Annotated in this window: 25 protein-coding genes and 1 riboswitch; of the genes, 12 read left to right on the top strand and 13 right to left on the bottom strand. The window is 67.7% G+C overall.

Translation table 11 applies throughout. The annotated features are described in order from the left end of the window. The first annotated feature begins 202 nt into the window (after positions 1 to 202). Together PV396_RS19805 and PV396_RS19800 are read left to right on the top strand one after the other, a co-directional pair. A complete protein-coding gene (locus PV396_RS19805; protein ID WP_416071435.1) occupies positions 203 to 1,336 on the top strand; it encodes a metallophosphoesterase in 1,134 nt (377 codons plus the stop codon). 205 nt (positions 1,337 to 1,541) lie between these two features. After that, positions 1,542 to 2,417 carry a hypothetical protein gene (locus tag PV396_RS19800; RefSeq protein ID WP_319206243.1) on the top strand — a complete coding sequence of 292 codons (876 nt, stop codon included), beginning with the start codon at positions 1,542 to 1,544 and terminating at the stop codon, positions 2,415 to 2,417. Between the two features lie 158 nt (positions 2,418 to 2,575). Here PV396_RS19800 and thiC read toward each other — a convergent pair whose 3' ends face one another. Further along, positions 2,576 to 4,396: a phosphomethylpyrimidine synthase ThiC gene (gene thiC / locus PV396_RS19795; protein ID WP_319206241.1), complete on the bottom strand. Its 1,821-nt coding sequence runs from the start codon at positions 4,394 to 4,396 to the stop codon at positions 2,576 to 2,578. After that, a riboswitch (TPP riboswitch) is annotated at positions 4,389 to 4,576 on the bottom strand. Its footprint overlaps the gene before it by 8 nt. Before the next feature lie 71 nt (positions 4,577 to 4,647). Between thiC and PV396_RS19790 the strand changes: the two genes are divergently transcribed. Next, positions 4,648 to 6,525, top strand: a complete 1,878-nt coding sequence (locus PV396_RS19790; RefSeq protein WP_319206239.1) for a YibE/F family protein — start codon at positions 4,648 to 4,650, stop codon at positions 6,523 to 6,525. Positions 6,526 to 6,632: 107 nt separating this feature from the next. Here the strand turns inward: PV396_RS19790 and PV396_RS19785 are convergent, their stop codons facing one another. The 4 genes from PV396_RS19785 to PV396_RS19770 all read right to left on the bottom strand — a co-directional run bounded on the left by PV396_RS19785 (position 6,633) and on the right by PV396_RS19770 (position 9,037). Next, positions 6,633 to 7,070 carry an SsgA family sporulation/cell division regulator gene (locus PV396_RS19785; protein ID WP_319206237.1) on the bottom strand — a complete coding sequence of 146 codons (438 nt, stop codon included), beginning with the start codon at positions 7,068 to 7,070 and terminating at the stop codon, positions 6,633 to 6,635. Positions 7,071 to 7,170: 100 nt separating this feature from the next. Further along, positions 7,171 to 7,905 carry an IclR family transcriptional regulator gene (locus tag PV396_RS19780; protein ID WP_416071442.1) on the bottom strand — a complete coding sequence of 245 codons (735 nt, stop codon included), beginning with the start codon at positions 7,903 to 7,905 and terminating at the stop codon, positions 7,171 to 7,173. Between the two features lie 427 nt (positions 7,906 to 8,332). Next, a complete protein-coding gene (locus PV396_RS19775; RefSeq protein WP_319206233.1) occupies positions 8,333 to 8,545 on the bottom strand; it encodes a DUF5326 family protein in 213 nt (70 codons plus the stop codon). Positions 8,546 to 8,719: 174 nt separating this feature from the next. After that, positions 8,720 to 9,037, bottom strand: a complete 318-nt coding sequence (locus tag PV396_RS19770) for a cupin domain-containing protein (protein WP_164408297.1) — start codon at positions 9,035 to 9,037, stop codon at positions 8,720 to 8,722. 48 nt (positions 9,038 to 9,085) lie between these two features. Between PV396_RS19770 and PV396_RS19765 the strand changes: the two genes are divergently transcribed. The 4 genes from PV396_RS19765 to PV396_RS19750 all read left to right on the top strand — a co-directional run bounded on the left by PV396_RS19765 (position 9,086) and on the right by PV396_RS19750 (position 11,817). After that, positions 9,086 to 9,463, top strand: a complete 378-nt coding sequence (locus PV396_RS19765) for a phage holin family protein (protein WP_319206231.1) — start codon at positions 9,086 to 9,088, stop codon at positions 9,461 to 9,463. Between the two features lie 8 nt (positions 9,464 to 9,471). After that, positions 9,472 to 9,963, top strand: a complete 492-nt coding sequence (locus PV396_RS19760; protein ID WP_319206229.1) for a low molecular weight protein-tyrosine-phosphatase — start codon at positions 9,472 to 9,474, stop codon at positions 9,961 to 9,963. Then, positions 9,960 to 11,129 (top strand): cystathionine gamma-lyase, encoded by a 1,170-nt coding sequence (locus PV396_RS19755; protein ID WP_319206227.1) that lies wholly within the window; start codon positions 9,960 to 9,962, stop codon positions 11,127 to 11,129. Before PV396_RS19760 ends, PV396_RS19755 begins: the two co-directional genes overlap by 4 nt. Positions 11,130 to 11,334: 205 nt before the next feature. Continuing rightward, positions 11,335 to 11,817 (top strand): NUDIX hydrolase, encoded by a 483-nt coding sequence (locus PV396_RS19750; RefSeq protein ID WP_319206225.1) that lies wholly within the window; start codon positions 11,335 to 11,337, stop codon positions 11,815 to 11,817. 15 nt (positions 11,818 to 11,832) lie between these two features. Here PV396_RS19750 and PV396_RS19745 read toward each other — a convergent pair whose 3' ends face one another. Then, on the bottom strand, positions 11,833 to 13,497 hold the full coding sequence (locus PV396_RS19745; protein WP_416071434.1) for a globin domain-containing protein: 1,665 nt from the start codon (positions 13,495 to 13,497) through the stop codon (positions 11,833 to 11,835). A gap of 393 nt (positions 13,498 to 13,890) precedes the next feature. Continuing rightward, positions 13,891 to 14,523, bottom strand: coding sequence for an HAD-IB family phosphatase (locus PV396_RS19740; protein WP_319206221.1), 633 nt, complete (start codon positions 14,521 to 14,523; stop codon positions 13,891 to 13,893). A gap of 162 nt (positions 14,524 to 14,685) precedes the next feature. Here PV396_RS19740 and PV396_RS19735 point away from each other — a divergent pair, with 162 nt between their 5' ends. Together PV396_RS19735 and PV396_RS19730 are read left to right on the top strand one after the other, a co-directional pair. After that, the gene (locus PV396_RS19735) at positions 14,686 to 15,552 is read left to right on the top strand and encodes a GNAT family N-acetyltransferase (protein ID WP_319206219.1); all 867 of its coding nucleotides are present in this window, start codon (positions 14,686 to 14,688) and stop codon (positions 15,550 to 15,552) included. Positions 15,553 to 15,644: 92 nt separating this feature from the next. Then, on the top strand, positions 15,645 to 16,097 hold the full coding sequence (locus PV396_RS19730) for a GNAT family N-acetyltransferase (protein WP_319206217.1): 453 nt from the start codon (positions 15,645 to 15,647) through the stop codon (positions 16,095 to 16,097). Positions 16,098 to 16,154: 57 nt separating this feature from the next. Here the strand turns inward: PV396_RS19730 and PV396_RS19725 are convergent, their stop codons facing one another. Next, positions 16,155 to 17,540: a serine hydrolase domain-containing protein gene (locus PV396_RS19725; RefSeq protein WP_319206215.1), complete on the bottom strand. Its 1,386-nt coding sequence runs from the start codon at positions 17,538 to 17,540 to the stop codon at positions 16,155 to 16,157. Between the two features lie 64 nt (positions 17,541 to 17,604). After that, positions 17,605 to 19,080: a replicative DNA helicase gene (dnaB, locus tag PV396_RS19720; protein WP_319206213.1), complete on the bottom strand. Its 1,476-nt coding sequence runs from the start codon at positions 19,078 to 19,080 to the stop codon at positions 17,605 to 17,607. A 459-nt stretch (positions 19,081 to 19,539) separates the two neighbouring features. Here dnaB and PV396_RS19715 point away from each other — a divergent pair, with 459 nt between their 5' ends. Beyond that, on the top strand, positions 19,540 to 20,877 hold the full coding sequence (locus PV396_RS19715; RefSeq protein WP_319206211.1) for an MATE family efflux transporter: 1,338 nt from the start codon (positions 19,540 to 19,542) through the stop codon (positions 20,875 to 20,877). A gap of 160 nt (positions 20,878 to 21,037) precedes the next feature. Here PV396_RS19715 and rplI read toward each other — a convergent pair whose 3' ends face one another. The 4 genes from rplI to rpsF all read right to left on the bottom strand — a co-directional run bounded on the left by rplI (position 21,038) and on the right by rpsF (position 22,755). Continuing rightward, positions 21,038 to 21,484, bottom strand: coding sequence for a 50S ribosomal protein L9 (rplI, locus tag PV396_RS19710; protein WP_319206209.1), 447 nt, complete (start codon positions 21,482 to 21,484; stop codon positions 21,038 to 21,040). Positions 21,485 to 21,502: 18 nt separating this feature from the next. Then, positions 21,503 to 21,739 (bottom strand): 30S ribosomal protein S18, encoded by a 237-nt coding sequence (gene rpsR / locus PV396_RS19705; protein ID WP_003949403.1) that lies wholly within the window; start codon positions 21,737 to 21,739, stop codon positions 21,503 to 21,505. 57 nt (positions 21,740 to 21,796) lie between these two features. Then, on the bottom strand, positions 21,797 to 22,384 hold the full coding sequence (locus PV396_RS19700; protein ID WP_319206207.1) for a single-stranded DNA-binding protein: 588 nt from the start codon (positions 22,382 to 22,384) through the stop codon (positions 21,797 to 21,799). A gap of 80 nt (positions 22,385 to 22,464) precedes the next feature. Next, positions 22,465 to 22,755: a 30S ribosomal protein S6 gene (gene rpsF / locus PV396_RS19695; protein WP_146481131.1), complete on the bottom strand. Its 291-nt coding sequence runs from the start codon at positions 22,753 to 22,755 to the stop codon at positions 22,465 to 22,467. A gap of 264 nt (positions 22,756 to 23,019) precedes the next feature. Here rpsF and PV396_RS19690 point away from each other — a divergent pair, with 264 nt between their 5' ends. Together PV396_RS19690 and femX are read left to right on the top strand one after the other, a co-directional pair. Then, the gene (locus tag PV396_RS19690) at positions 23,020 to 23,334 is read left to right on the top strand and encodes a hypothetical protein (protein ID WP_006381651.1); all 315 of its coding nucleotides are present in this window, start codon (positions 23,020 to 23,022) and stop codon (positions 23,332 to 23,334) included. Between the two features lie 151 nt (positions 23,335 to 23,485). Then, positions 23,486 to 24,607 (top strand): peptidoglycan bridge formation glycyltransferase FemX, encoded by a 1,122-nt coding sequence (gene femX / locus PV396_RS19685; RefSeq protein WP_319206204.1) that lies wholly within the window; start codon positions 23,486 to 23,488, stop codon positions 24,605 to 24,607. Position 24,608: the final 1 nt, after the last annotated feature.

Here is a 24,608-nt window from a genome sequence, read left to right as displayed (position 1 = left end):
CGAGGCACGAAGCGGGGAAGTGCAGGCCGGGCCCGTACGGGAAAGCCCCTCCGAATCGGGGCGAAAGCCGCGGTGAACTGGGCTCCTTCGCCGATTCACCACCCCTGGGTCATCACATGGCGCGATCCGCATTCCTATGATGGGCCCACGACACCGCGGGCCGCTGCGACCAGGCAGTCCGATGCGGTGCAGATGCGGCGCGATGGTGGAGGGGTCGATGACTCAGGGGGCCGGTCAGGGACCCGAGGTGACGCGGACGGCGACGTCACGCGACTTCCGGGTGCCCGCGTACGTCCATGAGACCGGTCCGTACGCCGATGGCACGGCGGCCGGCGACATCACCGCCGGGGCGGCCGACACCGAGGTCCCGGAGATTCCGGCGGGCACGCAAACCCCGGATGACCTGGAGGAATACCCGGACGGGTACACACCCACCCAGCGCGACCTCCCGATCATCAACCGCGGCGACACGCTTCAGGTGACCGTCGACCCCGCGGCTTCGGCAGCCGAGGGCGCGGGACCGCTGTTCGTCGTCGGGGACGTCCACGGCTACCTCGACGAACTGGTGAGCGCCCTTCAGGAACAGGGCCTCATCGACAGTGCGGGCAACTGGTCCGCGGGCACCGCCCGGCTCTGGTTCCTCGGCGACTTCACCGACCGCGGTCCGGACGGCATCGGCGTCATCGACCTCGTCATGCGGCTGTCCGCCGAGGCAGCCGCGGCCGGCGGCTACTGCAAGGCGCTCATGGGCAACCACGAGCTGCTGCTGCTGGGCGCCAAGCGGTTCGGTGACCTCCCCGTCAACTCGGGCGCGGGCACTGCCACCTTCCAGGCGGCCTGGCTGCTGAACGGCGGCCAGAAGACCGACATGGACCGACTTCAGGACCACCACCTCCAGTGGATGGCCCGTCTCGACGCGATCGAGGAGGTCGACGGCCACCTGCTCGTGCACTCGGACACCACCGCCTACCTCGACTACGGCGACTCGATCGAGGCGGTCAACGACACCGTCCGCGAGACGATCACGCGCAACGACGCGGACGAGGTGTGGGATCTGTTCCGCAAGTTCACCAAGCGCTTCTCCTTCCGCGACGAGGGCGGTGCCGAGGCCGTACGCTCCCTCCTCGACACGTACGGCGGCACCCGCATCGTGCACGGTCACAGCCCCATCCCGTATCTGGTGGGCGATGTCGGCACCGAGGACGACGGTGAGGACAGTTCCGGCCCGAACATCGAACATCCGCACGTCTACGCCGACGGACTCGCCATCGCGATGGACGGCGGAGTGACCATGGCCGGAAAACTGCTGGTCCAGGAGCTTCCGCTCGAACTCTGATGCCTGCCCGGGCGTTCCCTGGACAGACGTGCTTCGACGACCTACCGCACCGGACGGGGGACAGTCGGACGGCAATTTCTTCAAATCCCCTGTCACCGCGCGCCGTCGCCGCTCTACCATCGGCTTATCCGTAGCAGGCTCCCCTCCGTTTCTGCCCGACGGCTCGTCAGCATGCCGAGCCCCAAGCCCTACGGAGCATCGGGGGATGCACATGAACAGCGTTCCGCAGCACCTGCTGAACGAGGACCGCCAGGAATACGAGCGGATCCTCGATGAGGCGCTGCGCTCCGCCCCACACCGCCCGGAACTGGCCGCCGTCGGTGAGCGGCTGAACCCCGAACAACTGCGCACCATGGCACTCAACGCCACTGCTCTCATCACGGTCGCGGCGGCGAGCGAATACCAGCACTACGTGAAGGTCCGCGACGAACTGCGCCACCCGGCGCCGTCCACCCCGACGTCCGTCCACGAAACCGGCTCCACCGAGTCGAGCGCGGGCACGTTGGGGCTCGCCACCACGCTGGGCGAGGCCGCCGAGACCGCCGGGGCGGGTGCCGTCGCCGTCGTCGCGGTCCTGGCTCCTGTCCTCGCCGGCACGGCGGCGGCGATCTTCCTGCTCGTGGGCTACATCCTCAAGATGCTCAACCCCGAGCCGGCGTTCGCCCAGACCATGCTCACGACCGGATGGGTGTTCGGTGCGGTGACCGCAGTGGCGATACTCGTCGCCGCGGTCGGCCTTCTCATCACCGCCCTGCGCAACAGCCCAGAAGCGGAGGAGGACGGAGCCTACGGCGAACTGACCGAGGAGGTGGCGCTGGCCAGGGAAGCCTGGCGCGAGGCCCTGTTGGAGCGCGGCATCCTGCCGTTCCTCCGCGAGGCCCTCGCCGACCCCGGTACCGCGGCGATGAAGCGCAAGCCGGCCCCGCAACCCACCACCGGCCGTATGCCCCAACTCGGCTACAACCGGCCCGGCTTCACCAGCCCCGACGGCGGCCCGACGACGAGCCACCACCGCCCCAGCTTCACGAGCCCGGACTTCACCAGCCCGGACTTCGGAGGCCCGGACCACCCGCCGGAGTGACCGGCGGGTCTCCGGATACGAGGCACGGAACTCTGGGCTGTGGGCGAACCCAGGACTCAGCTGGAGAGGGCGGCCGCTGACGCCGCCTCACCATCCGGGCTGCCCGTCGAACCCACGGCCTGCGGACAGGCCGCGGGTTCGACCGAGTACTGATCCGCTCAGTCCGCCAGCGGCAGGTACACCCGGTTTCCGCTTGCCGCAAACTCCTTCGATTTCTGAAGCATCCCCTCGGCGACCTCCTCAGCCGTCGCCCCCGCAGCCGCGGTACCACCGAACTGCTCGGTGATGCTCTGGCTGATCTTCATGCTGCAGAACTTCGGTCCGCACATCGAACAGAAGTGGGCCGTCTTGGCGGGTTCCGCCGGCAGGGTCTCGTCGTGGAACTCGCGTGCCGTGTCCGGGTCGAGCGCCAGGTTGAACTGGTCCTCCCACCGGAACTCGAAGCGGGCGTCGGACAGCGCGTCATCCCATTCCTGCGCACCTGGGTGCCCTTTGGCGAGGTCGGCTGCGTGGGCGGCGATCTTGTAGGTGATGACACCCGTCTTGACGTCGTCACGATTGGGCAGACCCAAGTGCTCCTTGGGTGTGACATAGCAGAGCATGGCCGTGCCCCACCAAGCGATCATCGCGGCACCGATACCGGAAGTGATGTGGTCGTACGCCGGCGCGACGTCCGTCGTCAGCGGGCCGAGCGTATAGAACGGTGCTTCATCACAGATCTCCTGCTGGAGGTCGATGTTCTCCTTGATCTTGTGCATCGGGACGTGGCCCGGGCCTTCGATCATCGTCTGTACGTGAAAACGCTTCGCGATCCTGTTGAGTTCCCCGAGCGTCCGCAACTCCGCGAACTGTGCCTGGTCGTTGGCGTCGGCGATCGATCCGGGCCGCAGTCCGTCGCCGAGTGAGTACGTGACGTCGTACGCGGCGAGAATCTCGCACAGTTCTTCGAAATTCTCGTACAGGAACGACTCCTTGTGGTGCGCGAGACACCAGGCCGCCATGATCGAGCCACCGCGCGAGACGATGCCGGTCTTGCGGTTGGCGGTGAGCGGTACGTACGCCAGGCGGACGCCCGCGTGGACGGTCATGTAGTCCACGCCCTGTTCGGCCTGTTCGATGACCGTGTCCTTGTAGATCTCCCAGGTGAGTTCCTCGGCCCGGCCGTCCACCTTCTCCAACGCCTGGTAGAGCGGCACTGTGCCGATGGGAACAGGAGAGTTGCGCAGCACCCATTCACGGGTGGTGTGGATATTGCGGCCGGTCGACAGGTCCATGACCGTGTCGGCGCCCCAGCGCGTCGCCCAGGTCATCTTCTCGACCTCTTCCTCGATGGAGGAGGTGACCGCGGAGTTGCCGATGTTGGCGTTGACCTTCACCAGAAATCGTTTGCCGATGATCATCGGCTCGATCTCCGGATGGTTGACGTTCGCGGGCAGCACGGCACGCCCGGCTGCGATCTCCTCACGGACCACCTCGGGGTCGACGTTCTCCCGGACGGCCACGAACTCCATCTCGGGCGTTGTCTCCCCGCGGCGGGCGTACGCGAGTTGCGTCACCGCCTGACCGCTCCGGCTCCGGCGCGGCTGCCGGGGCCGTCCCGGGAACACCGCGTCGAGGTTCCTGAGCCCTCCGCGCGGCGAGGTGTGTTTGATCCCGTCGTCCTCCGGACGGACGGGACGGCCCGCGTACTCCTCGGTGTCGCCACGGGCGATGATCCAGTTGTCGCGCAGCGGAGCCAGTCCCCGGCGGACGTCGGTGTCGACCAGCGGATCGGTGTACGGACCGGAAGTGTCGTACAGAGTGACCGACTTCCCGTTGGTGAGATGCACCTGTCGGACTGGCACCCGAAGGTCGGGGCGGGAGCCCTCGACATACCCTTTGTGCCAGCCGATGGACTTCCCGGCCCCCTGGGACTCATTGCCCTCAACGGGCTGTTCGTCCTGGACGGAGGCAGGCGTGCGTGTGTCCTTGATGGTCATGAGACCTACTCCCTACGCCGGCATTACCCGGTAACAGGTTCAGCGGTCGACGCAGCGGATCCCGTCTGCCGATGTTTCATGTGAAACATCACTCGTTCCACGATGTTCCACGTGAAACATTGCTAAGACGGAGGTCAGCGCCCTCTCAGCCCGGTGCTCCGAGCTCCCGCGTGTGCAAAGGTGCCTCCACGCTAGCGTTAATTTGGGCGAGGTGAACAGAGGGCCCCTGCCGTTCTTGCGATGATCGGGCGGTGACCACGACGCAAGGACCCCCGTACCCGTCCTCCGAGCCCCCGCGCGGAAGCGGTGCCCAGCGCGGCTCCGGACCGGGCAGCGCAGACGGCGGCACCGGCGGAGCGACCGGTTCGAGAGGCGGTCCCGGATACGGTCCCGGCCGGACGTTCGACCGCGGCTACGGGCCGGCAGCGCGCACGGGTCAAGGCGGCCGTAGGAGCCCCGATGGCCGTCAGGGCCCGGATTTCGGGGCTGAGGGGCCGGGGACCGGTCAGTTCGACCCCTTTCCCGTTTCCGACGGCGGTCGAGGTCCTGGTCCGGGAGCAGGCGGTGGACACGATCACGGAACCGGCCGGGGACAGAGCGCCGACCCTGGGCACTATGCGCACCACGGCCACGGGCAGGGGGACGGAGACCGTGGCGGGCCTGGCGGCAGTTCCGGTGGCGGGCACGGTCCCGGTCCGGGTGACTCGCACGGGGGAGGAGGGCCCGGGCACGGTGGCGGCCCCGGACCCGACGACCATCACGACGGCCACTCGCACGGCCACAGTCACAGTCATGGCCCGGCCGCCCCTGTGTCCATCCACTTGCGGAAGATCATCGGGGCGATTCTGATCCCCTTCGCCGCGGCGGTCGTGGTCGGGCTGGCGGTGTTGTGGCCCGGGGGTGCCCCGGCACACGAGCGCACCGGCGTGGGATTCGACCGGCAGACCCAGGAGGCCACGGTCACCGAGGTCGTCGCAGTCGACTGCAAGTCCGTCAACGCCTCGGGGGACACCCCGACCGGCGGCACGTCCACCGCCGAGGGCTCCTACGCACAGCAGCAGGCGACCGGCGAGTGCAAGCGGGCGACGATCCGGGTCGACACCGGCAACGACAAGGGCCGTACGTTCACGGAGATCGTCCAGCCGGACCAGTCACGGCAGTTGCACGAGGGCGAGAAGGTCGTGGTGGCCTACGAGCCCTCGGCGCCGAAGGACCTCCAGTACTCGGTGGCCGACGTGAACCGCCGCTTCCCCATGGCCCTGCTGGCCGGGATCTTCGCGCTCGCCGTCGTGGTCGTCGGACGCATGCGCGGTGTGATGGCGCTGGTCGCGCTGGCCGTCAGCTTCATGGTGCTGACCTTCTTCATCCTGCCGGCGATTCTGCAGGGCTCGAACCCGCTGATCGTGGCGGTCGTCGGGGCCAGCGCCATCATGCTCATCGCGCTCTACATGTGCCATGGCCTCTCGGCCCGTACGTCGGTGGCAGTGCTCGGGACCCTGATCTCGCTGGTACTGATCGGCATCCTGGGCTCGATGTTCATCGGCTGGGCCGCGCTGACCGGCAACACGGACGACAACACGGGCCTGATCCATGGCCTGTATCCGTCCATCGACATGAGCGGTCTGCTGCTGGCCGGCGTCATCATCGGTTCGCTCGGCGTCCTGGACGATGTGACGGTCACGCAGACATCGGCGGTCTGGGAGCTTCACGAGGCCAACCCGACGATGGGGTGGCGCGGGCTGTACCGCGCCGGTATCCGTATCGGCCGCGACCACATCGCGTCCGTCGTCAACACCCTCGTCCTCGCCTACGCGGGCGCCGCGTTGCCGCTGCTGCTGCTCTTCTCCATCGCCCAGAGCAGCGTCGGGGCGGTCGCCAACAGTGAACTCGTCGCGGAGGAGATCGTACGGACCCTGGTGGGCTCGATCGGCCTGGTCGCGTCCGTACCGGTGACCACCCTCCTGGCTGCGCTGATGGTCTCGGCCGACCGCCCGGGTACGGAACCGCTCGCCGCCACAGCGGGGGCAGGGGGAACGGGACTCGGAGGAGGGCCCGCAGCCGGGGCTGAAGCGGGCGCGGGAGCCGCGGCCCAGGCCCGCGCCGGGAAGGGCCGTCGCCGCAAGCACTGACTGAGCCGTAGGGCACACAGACCGCGCGCCTGGACTACGGCCGCGCGCTTCTCCTGCCTCCGAGGAGAAGCGTTACACCACCGTCGGGAGCTCTCCCGGGACCCGGTTCAGCCCGCGCTCTGTTCCTCCGCCAGAATGCGGTCCAGCGCCTCGTCGAGGTGGGCGTCGAAGTCGGCGAGGGAACGCTCCTGCCCCAGCGGCACAAGCTTGTCCGTACGGTCGAGGAACGCCACCAGCGGCGCCGCACCCGAGCGGAACAGCGCCTGGTCACCGCCGACCTGAAGCCGGATCAGCACCTCGCCCAGGACCTCGCTGTCGGCGGGCGAGATCCGCACATCCCCGTCCCCGCACGGTCGCCCCACGCCATCGATCAGCAGCTCGCGCCCGAAGGCCCAGGTCACAGGAGCGTCGCCGGGCAGATGGAAGGTCAGCCGGACGGCATAGGGATCACAGGTCTCGTAACGCAGCTCCACCGGAATACGGAAGGAGAGCTCCTCCGAGACAAGAAAGCTCATCATGACTTCTGCCTGCACCGACTCGCGCATCGCCTATCCCTGTCACTTGCCGCGGACTGGCCTGGAATCATCGCTCTGATACTGCTCGAATCTTGCTGAAAGTACACGATGAATCACAAGGAGTGAGTTTTCAGATACTGATAGAGATCGCGAGCGATCCGAGCAGTCTTCCGACCTCTGTCTGCAGCTGCTGTGCCGCGACTAGCAGTCGATCGGTCTGCTGTGAAGGAAGAGAAATGGCCAAAGTGGCGGCCGTGTCACCGATAGTGATCGGAATCGCCGCGCAGACCGTCCCCAGCGCGTACTCCTGACGCTCCACGACAAGCTCCATGCGTCGCATCCGGTCCAGGCGGCGCAGCAGTGAGTGGCTGTCCCGGACGGTGTAGGGGGTGACCGCCTGTACGGGGTGCCGGTCGAGATGGTCCCGGCGGTCCTGCTCGTCCAGCTGGGAGAGCAGACACTGTCCGACGGCGTGTGCGTGCCCGGTCTCGCGGAAGTCCGCCCATTCCTCGACCGCCGGGTTGCTGGGCGTGTCCGAGACGCACATGACTTCGATCTCGCCGTCGCGGTACACCGCGTAGTACACGGGTACGCCGATCGTGTCCCGCCAATGGGCGAGCGCGTCCACCACCGTGCTGCGACGTTTCTGCCTCGCCCCGCTGCTGCCCAGCCGCTCGGCTGCCTCACCGAGGAAGAACAGCCCTTTCTCGCGCCGGAGATAGCCCTCGAAGACGAGCGTTCGCAGCAGGTGGTACGCGGTCGGCAGCGCGAGGCCGGTCTCCCGGGCCAGCTGCTTGGCGGGGGCTCCGTGCTCGTGCGCGGCAACGGACTCCAGCAGATGCATCGCGCGCTGTACGGAGCCGATGAGAGTCGCCGTGGGGTGTGGCTCGGCGGGCGGTACGAGCGCGGGAACAGGCGGTGGGACCTGTTCGGGTGCGCGGGCCGACACGGGTCTCTCGGCGGCCCGGACGCGCGTCCCCGGCAAGGGCGCGCTCCGCTGCTTCGGCCGGCGCTGTACGGGTGGAGCCTGTGGTTCCGCGGATGCGATGTCGACCATGGCGAGGGTCACTCTCGAAGGCGAGGGGGCTGCCCGTGCCGAAGGACACGGGAGGAGGGGGTACGCCGTCCGCGAGGGTCGTCCCCGCGTCGAATTCCGGACTCTAACGGCCTGTCACCGCGCACAGACCGCCCGTACGGGAAACTTCCCCCGCCCGAGGGAACCGGTGATTTCTGTTACCGGCGCCCGCGACGCCTCGCCCGGCGACTCCCGTGTCCCCGCCGCCCCACCGCTCTCACCAGTCGCTGCGCGACGACGAACTCGCCGTGAACTTCCGTACGACGTAGATGAGCCCGCCGACCAGGGCGACGAAGACCAGCGCCTTGAAGAGCAGCCCGATGACGAAGCCGACGACGGTCGCTATCAACCCGCCGAACACGACGAGGGCGATGACCGGCACCGCGACCCACTTCACCCACCACGGCATTCCCGCGAAGATCTCTCGCATCGCCCTTTTCCTTACGTCTTTTGCCCGTCGCATCCGCACGGGGCCTGTGCCCTTCGCTCGTGCCGGGACATTCGATGTTCCGCCTTCGATGCTAGGGCGACAGGGGGCCCGGTGGGGGCCCCGCATCCCTTGCCCTCCCCTGATCGATCCCCTAGGGAACCCTGAGGCAGGAGGTCAGCTCTCGGGCGGAGAGAAGACCACCATGACCCGCAGATCCTCGCTGATGTGATGGAACTTGTGGGCCACGCCGGCCGGCACGTACACGACGCTGCCGCGCGCCACCTGAGTCGTCTCCATCCCGACGGTGATCGCGGCCCGTCCACTCACCACGAAGTACACCTCGTCCTGCCGATGGGGCTGCTGCGGGTCCTGCTCGCCCGCGTCCAACGCGTACAGGCCGACCGACATGTTCCGTTCGCGCAGGAACTGCAGGTAGGCGCCGTCGTTGGCGGCACGTTCCGCCTCCAGTTCATCCAACCGGAATGCCTTCATCGCCCTCGCCCACACTCGTAACCGATCTCTTCTGCCACGATCAGACACATGAAGAATTTCGTAGTCAAGACGATCGCCAACGCGGGCGCCCTCGGCGTGGCCGTATGGGTACTCGACAAGATCACCCTGACCGGTGACAGCACGGGCAAGAAGGTCGGCACGCTGATCGTCGTCGCCCTCCTGTTCGGCCTGGTGAACTTCCTGGTCAAGCCGATTGTGAAGGTGCTCACCTTCCCGCTGTTCATCCTCACGCTCGGCCTGATCACCCTGGTGGTCAACGCCCTGATGCTGCTGCTCACCTCGTGGCTGGCCGACAAGTTCGACCTGAGCTTCCACGTCGAGGGCTTCTGGACGGCAGTCCTGGGCGGCCTGATCATCTCGATCGTCTCCTGGGCGCTGCACATCGTCCTGCCCGACGAGGACTGAGGACTCCGATGGCCTACCGTGTCTGTTTTGTATGCACTGGCAACATATGCCGCTCCCCGATGGCGGAGTCCGTCTTCCGCGCGGGCGTGGAGGAGGCCGGGCTGGCCGGCCTCGTCGAGGTCGACAGCGCCGGCACGGGTGGCTGGCACGAAGGTGACGGCGCCGACCCACGCACGGTCTCCGTGCTGGAGGCAGCCGGCTACGACAGCGATCACGTGGCCCGCCAGTTCCGGGCCGCGTGGTTCGCCCGCCTCGACCTCGTCATCGCCCTCGACGCAGGCCATCTGACGGCCCTGCGCCGTCTGGCGCCCACTCCGCGGGACGCGGAGAAGGTGCGCCTGTTGCGCTCGTACGATCCCGCCGCGGGCGTTGATCTCGACGTCCCGGACCCGTACTACGGGGGTATGGACGGCTTTGAGGAGTGCCTTGCGATGGTGGAGACGGCGAGTGCCGGTCTGCTCGCCGCGGTCCGGGCGGAAGTGGAGGGACAAGCGGCATGAACGATCCGGCTGCGAGCGAGAACTCGGGCACACATGCGAACTCGGGTTTGGGTGACAGCACGCGCGCGGTGCGGGCGGGACTGCCCGAGCCGGTCAAGCACGAACCGACCCTCCCCGGTCCGGTGTTCGCGGCCCACTATCATCTGCCGGGCGCCCCCACCGGTCCGTACACGTACGGCCGCGACGAGAACCCGACCTGGACCCTGCTGGAGCGCGCCATCGGCGAGCTGGAGGCACCGGACCAGGACGGCGTCGAGACACTCGTCTTCGCCTCCGGCATGGCCGCCGTGTCGTCGGTGCTCTTCTCCCAGCTGCGCACCGGGGACGCGGTCGTCCTGCCGAACGACGGCTACCAGGCGCTGCCCCTGGTGCGCGCACAGCTCGAGGCCTACGGCATCGAGGTACGTACCGCTCCGACCGGCGGCGACGCTCAGCTTGACGTTCTCGACGGCGCGCGGCTGCTGTGGATCGAGACCCCGTCGAACCCGGGGCTGGACGTGTGCGACGTACGACGGCTCGCCGAGGCGGCCCACACGCGTGGCTGTCTCGTGGCCGTCGACAACACCCTGGCGACACCGCTCGGTCAGCGCCCGCTGGAGCTCGGCGCCGACTTCTCCGTGGCCAGCGGAACCAAGCAGCTCACCGGGCACGGCGACGTACTGCTCGGTTACGTCACCGGTGCGGATCCCTCCGCGATGGCCGCCGTACGACGTTGGCGCAAGATCGCCGGGGCGATTCCCGGGCCCATGGAGGCCTGGCTCGCACACCGGTCGATCGCCACGCTTCCCCTGCGTGTCGACCGGCAGGACGCCACCGCCCTGACCCTTGCCGAGGCTCTGCGCGGGCGGCCCGAAGTGACGGGGTTGCGCTATCCGGGGCTGCCGGACGATCCATCGCACAAGATCGCTTCGCAGCAGATGCGGCGCTACGGGTGTGTCGTTTCCTTCGTCCTGCCCACGCCCGCGCGTGCCGACCGCTTTCTCGGTGCGCTGCGGCTCGTGGACGACGCGACCAGTTTCGGCGGCGTGCGGTCCACTGCCGAACGGCGCGGCAGGTGGGGCGGAGACGCCGTGCCGGAGGGGTTCATCCGTTTCTCGGTCGGCGCAGAGGACCCGGAGGACCTGGTGGCCGATGTGCTGCGCGCACTGGAGACATCGTCGGACTGACGGGAGTGGTCCGAGCCTCCCCCCTCGTGGCTCGGACCGCCGGCGCGGTTCCAGAACCTACTGGGCCTCGGTCTTCGTCGGGACCGTCTGCGAACTTCGCAATGTTTCACGTGAAACACCGCATTTCACTCATGCAGGTCACGCGCCCTCGCTTCGCAGGGAGTAGACATGTTTCACGTGGAACCAGCCGGGCCACATTTCTCCCATGACCGTCCGACCCGTGGTCAAGCGCACCGCACGCGCCATTCTGCTCGATGGCGACGACCTGATCCTGATCAAGCGGACCAAGCCGAGCGTCGATCCCTACTGGCTCACCCCGGGTGGCGGTGTCGAACCGGATGATGCGACCGTCGTCGACGCGTTGCACCGCGAAGTGCATGAAGAACTGGGCGCCAAGATCACCGACGTGGTCCCCTGCTTCGTGGACACCGTGGAGCACATCGGTGCGGACGGGGGCGCCACGGGCGTGAAGGTTCAGCACTTCTTCGTCTGCCGTCTGGCATCCATGGATCCCACGCTGCGACATGGCCCCGAGGTCGACGAGCCATGCGGCGAGTACGAGATCGTCCGCGTCCCCTTCACTCGGGTCGGCATCGCCTCCGTCCACCTTGTACCGCTGTCGCTGCGCCACTACCTGGACGGAAACATCGAGGGCGTACGGGCCATGCACGCCCCTGACCTGGGCTGACAAGGCGCGGGCGAGTCAGCTCCCGGGGGCGAGCAGTTCCTCCACCGAGTCATGACGGATCCGCTCAGCGGGAAAGCCGGCGCTACGCAACGCCTCCACACCACTGCGGATCATCCCGGGAGGGCCCGACAGATAGGCGTCGTACTCGTACCAGGGCCCGTACTCGCGTACGGCGTCGGGGAGCTGGAGGTGCGACTGCTCGTCGATGACCGCGCGCACCGTGAGCCAGGAGTGGCTCTGCTGAAGCCGCAGCATGGTGTCGATGTCGTACAGATCGAGATCCGTGCGGGCGCCGTAGAACACCTCGACCCGCCGCCGGTCACCGTGCTCGGCCACATCCTCGACCAGGGCCTTGATGGGGGCGATGCCGGTGCCGCCCCCCAGACAGAGCAGGCCGCTGCTGGTGGTGTGATCGACGGTCATCGTGCCGGCGGGAGGGCCGAGCCGGACCACGTTTCCGGGCCGCGCGCGGTGCACCAGCGCGTTGGAGACCCAGCCGGCGGGCACCGCCTTCACGTGGAACGAGAGCAGACCGTCGGACCTGGGCGCCGAGGCGAAGGAGTAGTGCCGCCAGATCCGGGGCCACCACGGCGTCTCCAGACTCGTGTACTGCCCGGCGAGGAACGGGTACGGCTGATCGGGCCGGACGGTGATGACGGCGATGTCCGGTGTCCTGAGGTCGTGCGAGACCACTTCCCCGTGCCACCAGGCCGGAGCGCGCCGTTCGTCGCCGGCCGCCGCGTCGATCATCACCTGCGACATCGTCGTGTACGCCCGTACCCAGGCCGCTTCGGTCTCCTGGTCCCATATCGCGGCGGCGTAGCGGCTCAGCGCGCCGATGAGGCACTCGCCGACCGCCGGGTAGTGCTCGGGCCGGGTGCCGTACTTGCGGTGGCCGCGGCCCAAGTTCTGCAAGTACGCGACCAGGACCTCGGTGTTGTCGATGTGCTCTGCGGCGGTGAGCAGTGCCTTCAGCAGCCGGTCCCGTTGGGTGTCCATCGCGGCTGGGAAGAGTGAGCGCAGTTCGGGATGGCGAACGAAGAGGAGCGCGTAGAAGTACGAGGTCGTCTTGTCGGCGACTGGACCTACCGCGTCCATGGTCCGGCGGATGAGCACTGCGTCCGGAGATGCATGCTCAAGCGGCTCGGAGACCGGAGCGGGCCGCTGCCGAGGCATACGCGGGTCGGAGTGCGGCGCGGGGGGAGCGGGCTCGAGTGGGCCGGCCGACTGGGCGGCGGGCGGGGGCGCGGAGGTGTAGGGCTCAGAGGCGAAAGGCGGGCGAGCCGGGGGCTCGTTGCCCGTGGGCGCGGGAGCGAAGGGCGCGGGAAGCGGCGACGCGGGAGCGGGGGGCAGGGGAGGCAGAGGCGCGGAAGTCGGAGGGGCCGCCGGGAGTTCAGGGGGCTCCGACGGGGGTATTCGTGCCTGATCCGGCGGAGGCCCGGTCACGTCCGGGCGGTCACCTGCGTCCGGAGAGGACCCCGTCGCGCCGCCTGTCGTCGGCCTTCCCACAGGACGCAGCGCGGCCAGTCGACTGCCTTCCGTCGCCTCCTGCTCGCCGCCCGGGGGCGCTTCCGGCTGCTTGCGCGGCTTGAACCAGCCGCCCCCGCCGCTACCGCCGGAAGTGCCGTTGTCGGCCGACGTTGTGGTCGGAGCGTCCATGGTCTGCCTCGCCTCAAACATCTTTCGGTCGGTATGCACGTTTCCTCGGTCGGAATGTGCCCCGTCCCCCGCTGACGGCTTACTTTTCCCCGTTCGGCCCCCGTCCGATGCGGCCGCATTCAACCCGGATCACCACTCCGTGCGGACAAGTAAGGCCAGAGTGTGACATTGCTCGCGGCGCCCCCACCGCAGCGTCCCACCGTGGACGAACACCTCCACCGTGTAACCGGAAATGCGAGTCTTCGATCTCTCCGTCCCCTTAGGCTGCATTGCCCCGCCCTCGCCCTGTGCGCGGAGATACGCACCCCCGAAGCGGACAAGAACCGGAGTCGACCATACCGGCCGTCGCCGAGCGCACAAGTCCGGCCCTTCCTCCCCACGAAAGAGCAACGGGCGAACCATCGAATCCCTCAATTACCGGGCGCCACACACCAATTCATAGGCATCCCACAAATCCCGCCCGGCGTAGGTGTGGGTCGCGAGGCCGGCCAGATGCCCGTCGGCATTGACCGCGACAGAGACCGGCACGACCCCGAAGAGTTCAGCGTCGGAGAGCGAGTCGCCGTACGCGACACAGTCGCCCCGGGTCAGCCCGAACTGCGCACAGAGTTGGTCCGCGATCTCCACCTTGGCCGTGGGCGTCAGGATTCCGGTGGGATCCAGCGGCTCCACGAAGGGCACCGCGGGGAAGCGCGAGCCATGCACCGCATGCGCGCCCCAGCCACTCAACCGTTCGACGAAGAACGACGGGGACAGAGAGACAACGGCGCAGTACTCCCCTCGACTCCTGATCTCGGCCCAGGTTTCCCTGATCCGCCGCAGCCAGGGCGCTCCCGCGAAGGCCGCGTCCACATGGGCCACAGTCAGCTCCGCCCAGAGCAGGTGCACCTGCCGGGCATACTGCGCAGGTGAGACACGGCGCGCCACGAAAGCCCTTTCCAGCTCGGCTATTTCGCGGTCGAGCCCCAGTTGCCGCGATATCTCGACGGGGGCAGCCGAGCCATAAATCAGCGTTCCGTCGAGGTCGAAGAGATGCAGTCGCGTCATGTGTGCCGAGGCTAGCGACTGTCGCCCGATGATCGATGAGCAGCGTTTCACGTGAAACATCTGTCCACGCGCTGTACGGACCGGCTCGACATGGCCAAATGAGCATGCGTTCGAGCGCAAACAGGTGGACGCCGAGGGTGTCGGTCGGACAGCCTGGCCTGCGTGCCGACTCCTTCCTCCGCTGAACTGCCCATCCGCCGTCTGACGCATCGCGATCTCACCGCCTGCGCCGACTTGTCCGAGGACCGAGGTTGGCCCCGTGAGGAGCACAAGTGGGGTCTCCTGCTGACAGCCGGGAAGGGCTACGGCATCGATGACCCCGGCGGCGGGCTCGTGGCCGCATGCGTCGTCACGGAGTACGGGCTGTACGGACACCCTGAGATGGGAGCCATCGGCATGGTGCTGGTCGCCGAGCGGCATGCTCGTCAGGGTGTCGGACGCCGGCTGATGCAGCACGTCATCACCGCGATGGGCACCACACCCCTGACACTTCACGCGACTCCGAACGGCCTCCCGCTCTACGAACAACTCGGCTTCAAGGTCACCGGCAAGGCCGAGATGGTGCGCGGACGCTTCACTCCGAACGGGCGGGCGCCCGAGGCCTGCACGCGCGCGGCCACGGCCGAGGATCTCGCCGGGATCATCCGGCTCGACGAAGAGGTGTTCGGCACCGACCGCACGCACATGATCACTCGGCTGCCCGCCTTCGCCGACCAGTTGCGCGTCGCCGAGAAGAACGGCCGGATCATCGGTTACGCGGCCGCATGGCCCAACATGGACACCCATGTCGTCGGTCCACTGATCGCTCGTGACACGGAGACGGCGCAGTCGCTCATCGCCTCACTCGCCGCCCGCAGCGACCGTCCGTTGCGTACGGACATCGATGTACGGCACGAGGAACTACTGGCCTGGGTGAAGGAACAGGGGCTGGCTCCGCTGACCTTCAACGCGGTGATGACGTATGGGATGACCGAACTGCCGGGTGACTGGACACGGCGATTCGCGCCCCTGACGGTGGCCGCGGGCTGAGAAGACTGCGCCTGTGAACTGCTCATCGACTCTCAACGGGCACAGCGCCAACGCTCCTGACCGCCAACGGACTGCCCGCATAGGCTGTGTTCATGGGAGATCTTGAGATACGTCCCGCGACGACTGCGGACGTTCCCGCGATCGTCGGCATGCTCGCCGACGACGCCCTGGGCGCGCAGTGCGAGTCACCGGACGACTTGACCCCGTACCTGACCGCGCTGGACCGTCTGACCGCCGACCCGAACCAGCACCTGGTCGTCGCGGTCCGCGAGGGTCGCGTGGTGGGCACGCTCCAGCTCACGATCATTCCCGGGTTGTCCCGCATGGGGGCGACCCGATCGATCGTCGAAGGCGTGCGGGTCCACGCCAGCGAACGCGGCAGCGGCCTGGGCACTCGGCTCATCGAATGGGCCATCGCCACGTCACGCCGAGAAAACTGCCAGCTGGTCCAGCTGACCTCGGATGCCACCCGTACGGACGCCCACCGTTTCTATGAACGGCTCGGATTCATGCCTTCGCACGTGGGCTTCAAACTCCAGGTCTGAGCCCTCAGGAAGGGTCATGTTTCACGTGAAACATGACCCTTCGCCACGGACCGGCACCTACCTGAGTCCGCGCCACCCCTGTGGATCCACCCCGCCCGGCACAGACGCGCCCTCCTCGTACGGCTGACGCACGAAGACGAACGACCCCAGGTCCAGGTGCTCCACCGCCCCATTCGGCCGCCGTACGGCCCGCAGAAGCTCGCCGGCGAAGTAACCGTCCAGGCCCGTCCAGGTGCCGTCACCGTTCGCCGTGAAGCGCGAACGACGGCCGAGGCCGGCCAAAGGCCCCAGCGTGACACCCCCATCGGCCGACAGCCGCAGGGCATAGGGGGCGGTCCCCCAGTACCACTGACCCGTCAACTCCAGTACGGACCTGTCGACTTCGGGCAACGGGCGCCACGGCTCGGGAATTCGGGGCTCTGCCTCCGCGACGATCTTCACAAGCTCGGCGGCGACCGCGGACACCAGCGGACCAGAGGTGCAATTGGCCAGGACGACTGCCGCGAGGTCGTCCGCCACGCTGATGGTGAGGCTCGCCAAAAAGCCGGGCAACGATCCACCGTGGCCCACGAGCAGACGGCCGTCCCGGTACTGGACCTGCATACCGAGGCCGTACGCCGAGCCCGCAGCCACGTCCTCCGCTTCGGCCGGAGCAGCCGGCGTACGCATCTCCGCCACGGACGCGGAGCTCAGCACCCGGTCGTCCCCACAAGCGAGAAAGGCGGCGAAGCGCGCCAAATCGCCTGACGTCGACCAGAGTTGACCGGCCGCGGCCATGCGTCCGAGGTCCTCGGTCGGCTCCGGCAGCAGTACGTCGGCCCACGGATGCACCGCCCAGCCGCCCGCGTGCGGTGCCTGCGGCTGTCCGCTCGTCCGTTGCAGCCCGAGGGGTTCCAGTACCTCGCGCCGCAGTACGTCCTCCCACGGAGCACCGCGCAGCTCCTCGACCAGCGCACCGAGGATGCTGTAGCCGGGGTTCGAGTAGTGGTGGCGTCGACCCACGGGATGCAGCAACGGCCGCTCTCCCAGCACGTCGGACAGCTCGGGCCGCAGTGATCCAGGGGTCCGTTCCCACCACGGCGCGGGCGACTCTGCCGCCAACCCACCTGTGTGCGCCAGCAGTTCAGCGATGGTGACATCCCCCACACCCGTACCCGGCAGATGCTTCTCCAGCGGGTCGACCAGATCGAGAAGCCCCTCGTCGCGCAGCCGCATCACGAGTACGGCGGTGAAGGTCTTGGTGATCGACCCGATCCGGTACTGAACGTTCGCGTCGGGCGCATGCCCGTCCACCGAGCTTCGCGCCCCCGTCCACACCGTTTCGCCGCCCCGCACCACTGCCGCGACCAACGACGGCGCCCGCCCTTCACGCTGCGCGACAGCGATCCGATGCAGCAACGCCCGCCGCGTACTGGGAAGCAGCTCGTCCTGAGGTGTTGTCATGGGGCAAGTCCATCGGTCGGGCGGCGCTGAGTCGAGCGGATTTATGCTCCGCTTCGGGCACCGCTCACGTCTGGGCCATGTCCACGAACCGCGAATAGTGACCCTGGAAGGCGACCGTGATCGTCGCCGTCGGGCCGTTTCGGTGCTTGCCGACGATGATGTCCGCCTCGCCCGCGCGCGGTGATTCCTTCTCGTACGCGTCCTCGCGGTGCAGCAGGATCACCATGTCCGCGTCCTGCTCGATGGAGCCGGACTCTCGCAGGTCGGAGACCATGGGCTTCTTGTCCGTACGCTGCTCGGGGCCACGGTTCAGCTGCGACAGTGCGATCACCGGCAGCTCCAGCTCCTTGGCCAGGAGCTTCAGGTTTCGCGACATGTCGGAGACCTCCTGCTGGCGGCTCTCGGAACGCTTGCCGCCGGACTGCATCAGCTGGAGGTAGTCGATGACCACGAGCTTCAGGTCCGCGCGCTGCTTGAGGCGGCGGCACTTGGCACGGATCTCCATCATCGACAGGTTCGGAGAGTCGTCGATGTACAGCGGGGCTGCCGAGACATCAGGCATCCGGCGGGCGAGCCGGGTCCAGTCCTCGTCGGTCATCGTGCCGGAGCGCATGTGGTGAAGGGCCACGCGTGCCTCTGCGGAGAGCAGGCGCATGGCGATCTCGTTGCGGCCCATTTCGAGGGAGAAGATCACGCTGGGCATGTTGTGCTTGATGGAGCAGGCCCTAGCGAAGTCCAGTGCCAGTGTCGACTTACCCATGGCGGGGCGCGCCGCGATGATGATCATCTGACCGGGGTGCAGACCGTTGGTGAGCTGGTCGAGGTCGGTGAACCCGGTCGGCACACCGGTCATCTCCCCGGAACGCGACCCGATCGCCTCGATCTCGTCGAGCGCACCTTCCATGATGTCGCCGAGCGGCAGATAGTCCTCCGTGGTGCGCTGCTCGGTGACCGCGTAGATCTCGGCCTGGGCGCTGTTGACGATCTCGTCCACGTCGCCGTCGGCCGCGTATCCCATCTGAGTGATGCGGGTCCCGGCCTCGACCAGGCGTCGCAGGACGGCGCGCTCGTGCACGATCTCCGCGTAGTACTCGGCGTTGGCCGCCGTCGGCACCGTCTGTACCAGCGCGTGCAGATAGGGCGCGCCGCCGACCTTGGTGATCTCGCCCCGTCTGGTGAGCTCGGCCGCGACCGTGATGGGGTCGGCCGGCTCGCCCTTCGCATAGAGATCGAGGATCGCCCCGTAGATGATCTCGTGCGCGGGCCGGTAGAAGTCGTGGCCCTTGAGCACCTCGACGACGTCGGCGATGGCGTCCTTGGACAGCAGCATGCCGCCGAGGACGGACTGCTCGGCGTCGAGGTCCTGCGGCGGTACCCGCTCGAAGGACGTGCCCTCGCTGTCCCACTCCCCGTTGTCGCGACCGCGGTCGTGCTGTTCGTCGCGGCCCCGGCCCCCTTCGCGGCGCTGCCGGGAGGGGGGCAGACGATCGCTTGGACCGCTGTCGGCCCATGGATCGTCCAAGGGCTCGGAAATACTCACCGAGCCACCTCCTCCCGTCCGCCGAGCGGACCTCGCCGTGCCCCTCTTTTCTACGGCACGACACTGACAAATAAGAGGCCCAACTCCGGTTCTGGCGCGTCGGTTTTGTGACGTTTCCGAGGCCGCGGAACAGAGTGGGCGTCGGACCACCGTAGGCCTGTCGCCACCGTCAGCCAATCTGGTTATCCACAGGCCATGTGGACGACGGCCCAGATGCTGTGGAGAACTCGGCAAAACCTGTGTACGACCCGGTGGACAGCCCTGTGAACAAGCTTTCGCGAGTTCCCATCCAGGGCCACTGACCAGCACTTATCCCGTCCACCGGCTGTGCAGAAGAAAAACTTTCCCCAACTGGCCAAGATCTCCGCGAGCGGCACGCGGAAGCACGCACCTCAACGCGGATGGTAATGGTCACATGCGGATTGCGTCACTTACCTGTGGAAGATTAGATTGGTGGTCATGACACAGGCTCCCGCTGGACTCAGGACGGCACGGCGACGGCACGACCGTGAGATCGTCGCACTGGCCGTTCCTGCCTTCGGCGCGCTTGTCGCCGAGCCCCTCTTCGTGCTCGCCGACAGTGCGATCGTCGGTCACCTGGGCACAGCTCAACTGGCCGGACTCGGCATCGCCTCCGTCCTGCTGACCACAGCCGTCAGTGTCTTCGTCTTCCTCGCGTACGCCACCACGGCCGCCGTCGCCCGGCGCGTCGGCGCGGGCGATCTCCAGGCCGCCATCCGCCAGGGAGTGGACGGCATCTGGCTCGCCCTGCTGCTCGGCGCCGTTGTCATCGCCGTCATCCTGCCCTCGGCATCCGGCCTCGTAGGCCTCCTGGGCGCCTCGGACACCGCAGCCCCGTACGCGGCCACCTATCTGCGGATCTCGGCGATCGGCATCCCGGCCATGCTCGTCGTCCTCGCCGCCACCGGCGTACTGCGCGGCCTCCAGGACACCAGGACCCCGCTGTACGTCGCCATCGCGGGCTTCGTCGCCAACGCCGTCCTGAACGCGGGCCTCGTCTACGGTGCGGACCTCGGCATCGCGGGTTCCGCCTGGGGCACCGTCATCGCCCAGTGGGGCATGGCAGCGGCCTATCTCACGGTCGTGGTTCGCGGCGCGCGTCTGCACGGCGCCTCGCTGCGCCCCGACATCGCGGGAGTACGGGCCTCCGCCCAGGCAGGCGTGCCGCTTCTTGTGCGTACGCTCTCCCTGCGCGCGATCCTGATGATCGCCACGGCCGTCGCCGCGCAGCTCGGGGACGCGGACGTCGCCGCACACCAGATCATCCTGTCCCTGTGGAGCCTGCTCGCCTTCGCCCTCGACGCGATCGCCATCGCCGGGCAGGCCATCATCGGGCGTTACCTCGGCGCGAACGACATCCGGGGAGCCAGAGAAGCCTGCCGGCGCATGGTCGAGTGGGGCATCGCCACCGGGATCGTGCTCGGCCTGCTGGTGATCGTCAGCCGTCCGTTGTTCCTGCCTCTGTTCACTGGTGACTCCGTGGTCAAGGACACCGCGCTGCCGGCCCTGTTCGTGGTCGCGTTGTCGCAACCGATCTGCGGGATCGTCTTCGTCCTCGACGGCGTACTGATGGGCGCGGGTGACGGCCCTTACCTCGCCTGGGCGATGCTCATCACCCTGGCCACGTTCGCACCGGTGGCCCTGCTGGTGCCGGCCTTCGGCGGCGGCCTGACCGCCCTCTGGGTAGCCATGGCGCTCATGATGATCGTCCGCATGCTGACTCTGTGGCTGCGGGCCCGATCGGGCCGCTGGCTGGTCACGGGCGCCGTCCGCTGAAGGCGCAGCCCGGGGACGCGCTCCACCTCGCTCTGGGTGCCCCTTGTTTCACGTGAAACATCGACCAGGTTTCCGCCGTTTCACGTGAAACATCGCCCCCACGCAGAAAGGCCGCACCCCGAAGGATGCGGCCCTGAGACTGCTTCAGCAATCGCGGCACTCAGGCAGCGACGACCTCGATGTTGACCTTGGCGGCAACCTCGGGGTGCAGACGCACCGACGTCTCGTGGGCGCCGAGCGTCTTGATCGGCGCACCGAGCTCGATGCGGCGCTTGTCGACCTCGGGGCCACCGGAAGCCTTGATCGCCGTGGCGATGTCGGCCGGGGTAACGGAACCGAAGAGACGACCGGCGTCGCCGGAGCGGACGGCCAGACGGACCTTGACGCCTTCGAGGCGGGCCTTGACGTCGTTGGCCTGCTCGATGGTCTGGATCTCGTGGATCTTGCGAGCGCGACGAATCTGCTCGACGTCCTTCTCGCCGCCCTTGGTCCAACGGATCGCGAAGTTCCGCGGGATCAGGTAGTTGCGAGCGTAGCCGTCCTTGACGTCGACGACGTCGCCCGCGGCACCGAGGCCGGTGACCTCGTGGGTGAGGATGATCTTCATTGGTCGGTCACCCTTCCCTTATCGCGCGGTGGAGGTGTAGGGCAGCAGCGCCATCTCACGGCTGTTCTTGACAGCCGTGGCGACGTCACGCTGGTGCTGCGTGCAGTTGCCGGTCACGCGGCGGGCACGGATCTTGCCGCGGTCGGAAATGAACTTCCGCAGCATGTTCGTGTCCTTGTAGTCCACGTACGTGACCTTGTCCTTGCAGAAAGCGCAGACCTTTTTCTTAGGCTTGCGCACAGGCGGCTTCGCCATGGTGTTTCTCCTGTGTGATCAAGAAGTATGGGTACGACCCGCCCTGGGCCCGAAGGCCTAGAAGGGGGGCTCGTCCGAGTAGCCGCCGCCACTGCCGCCGGAGTTTCCACCCCAGCCGCCACCGCCGCCGCCCTGGTTGCCACCGGCGGGAGCGCCGGTCGCCCAGGGGTCGTCGGCCGGAGCGCCGCCGCCCTGCGGAGCGCCGCCGGAGTTCCCACCCCAGCCGCCGCCCTGCTGGCCGCCACCGCCACCGCCGCCGTAACCGCCCTGGCCGCCTCGGCCGGCGGTCTTGGTGACCTTGGCCGTGGCGTTCTTCAAGCTGGCGCCGACTTCTTCGACGTCCAGCTCGTAGACCGTGCGCTTGACACCCTCACGGTCCTCGTAGGACCGCTGCTTCAGTCGGCCCTGCACGATGACGCGCATGCCTCGCTGGAGCGACTCCGCGACGTTCTCCGCCGCCTGACGCCAGACCGAGCAGGTCAGGAACAGGCTTTCGCCGTCCTTCCACTCGTTCGTCTGACGGTCGAAGGTGCGGGGGGTGGACGCGACACGGAACTTCGCGACCGCCGCACCGGAGGGGGTGAAGCGCAGCTCGGGGTCGTCGACAAGATTGCCGACGACCGTGATGACGGTCTCGCCTGCCATAGGGGAACCTCTCGGCGGGTTTGCTGCTGGCTGCTTTTGGTGCTGCTACTCGAAATCCCGAGATCGGCTGAGCGGGAAGCTCAGTGGGTCTCGGGGCGGAGGACCTTGGTCCGGAGGACCGACTCGTTCAGGTTCATCTGGCGGTCGAGCTCCTTGACGACCGCAGGCTCGGCCTGCAGGTCGATGACCGAGTAGATGCCCTCGGGCTTCTTCTTGATCTCGTACGAGAGACGACGACGGCCCCAGGTGTCGACCTTCTCCACCTTGCCGTTGCCCTCGCGGACGACGGAGAGGAAGTTCTCGATCAGAGGGGCGACAGCGCGCTCCTCCAGCTCGGGGTCGAGGATGACCATCACTTCGTAGTGACGCATGTGGAACCCACCTCCTTTGGACTCAGCGGCCACGGTCGTTCCGTGGCAGGAGGGTTGTTATGCGTACGCAACGGTATCGGCGACCACTGACAGTCGGAGGTTCCCCAGGGGACTCCGCGCCATGGCCTGGGCAGACACCGGTGCAGACGGTACAGCCTACCCGCACGGCGCCTTCGGGTTGTAATCCGGCCCCTGTGAGCGTCAATCTGTACACATCGGGTGTGTATGGCGCTACGATGCGCCGCCTTCCGCAGGAGGTGCCAGATGGCACAGGCATTGCGACCCAATACCGCCGGTTCTCTCTTCGCCACCGACGGCAAACCCCATCCGCTCCAGGACAGCCTGCTCGCTGTGACGCTGGTGCTCGGACTGACGGCCTTCGTCACGGCGATGTTCCACAGTCTGCATCTGCTCAGTTCCTGGACCGGCCTGGTGGGGATCCTCACCGGCGCGTACGGCCAGTTCGTCTCGGAGACGACCCGCGAACGCTTCGGACTGATCCTGGGCCTCGGCGCCGCAGCGGTCGGCTTCTTCCTCGGCATGGCACACGGCGGCCTCTTCGGTGGCGTGATCGGCTGAGCGGACCGCCTCCTGGTGCCCCGGCCCGACGCAGGGTCGGGGCACAGGTGCCATACGGCCAGTCGAGGCGCTCGCAGGGCGCAGTAGGCTTCGGCGCGAGAGCCGGAGCCCCTGTACCCATGGGGACACACCAGCCCGAGGAGCCCCCCGAATGAGCCTGACCCTGAGGACGATCAGCCGAGAGCAGCATCTGGCGTACATCCAGAGCCTGCCGTCGGCGAGCCACATGCAGGTTCCGGCCTGGGCGGACGTCAAGGCGGAGTGGCGCTCCGAGAACCTCGGGTGGTTCGACGACCGGACGGGCGAGATGGTCGGCGCGGGTCTCGTGCTGTACCGCCAGCTGCCCAAGATCAAGCGGTATCTCGCGTATCTGCCCGAAGGCCCGGTCATCAACTGGTTCGCGCCGAATCTCGACGACTGGATCCAGCCGATGCTGGCGCACCTCAAGCAGCAGGGTGCCTTCTCCGTGAAGATGGGCCCACCGGTGATCATCCGGCGCTGGGAGGCCACGTCCATCAAGGCGGGCATCCAGAGCCAGGACGTGAAGCGGCTGCGCGACATCGAGGCCGACTTCATCGAACCGCGGGCCTTCGAGGTCGCCGACAAGCTGCGCCGTATGGGCTGGCAGCAGGGCGAGGACGGCGGGGCCGGCTTCGGCGACGTACAGCCGCGCTACGTCTATCAGGTACCGCTCGCGAACCGCTCGCTGGAAGAGGTCCACAAGAACTTCAACCAGTTGTGGCGCCGCAACATCAAGAAGGCCGAGAAGGCCGGTGTCGAAGTCGTCCAGGGCGGCTACCACGACCTCGAGGAGTGGCAGCGGCTGTACGAGATCACCGCGGTGCGCGACCACTTCCGGCCCCGCCCGCTGTCGTACTTCCAGCGCATGTGGACGGCCCTCAACACCGAGGACCCCAACCGCATGCGGCTCTACTTCGCCCGCCACAACGGAGTGAACCTTTCGGCCGCGACGATGCTGATCGTCGGCGGGCACGTCTGGTACTCCTACGGTGCCTCGGACAACATCGGGCGAGAGGTCCGTCCCTCGAACGCCATGCAGTGGCGGATGCTCCGCGACGCCTATGCGCTGGGCGCCACGGTCTACGACCTGCGTGGTATCTCCGACTCCCTGGACGAGACGGATCACCTCTTCGGTCTGATCCAGTTCAAGGTGGGCACGGGTGGGCAGGCTGCCGAGTACCTCGGCGAGTGGGACTTCCCGCTCAACAAGCTGCTCCACAAGGCGCTCGACATCTACATGTCACGCCGCTGAT

Origin of the sequence: Streptomyces sp. ME02-8801-2C (assembly GCF_033793965.1) — a bacterium.
Lineage (GTDB): Bacteria > Actinomycetota > Actinomycetes > Streptomycetales > Streptomycetaceae > Streptomyces.
This window is presented reverse-complemented; position numbering and strand designations above follow the sequence as displayed.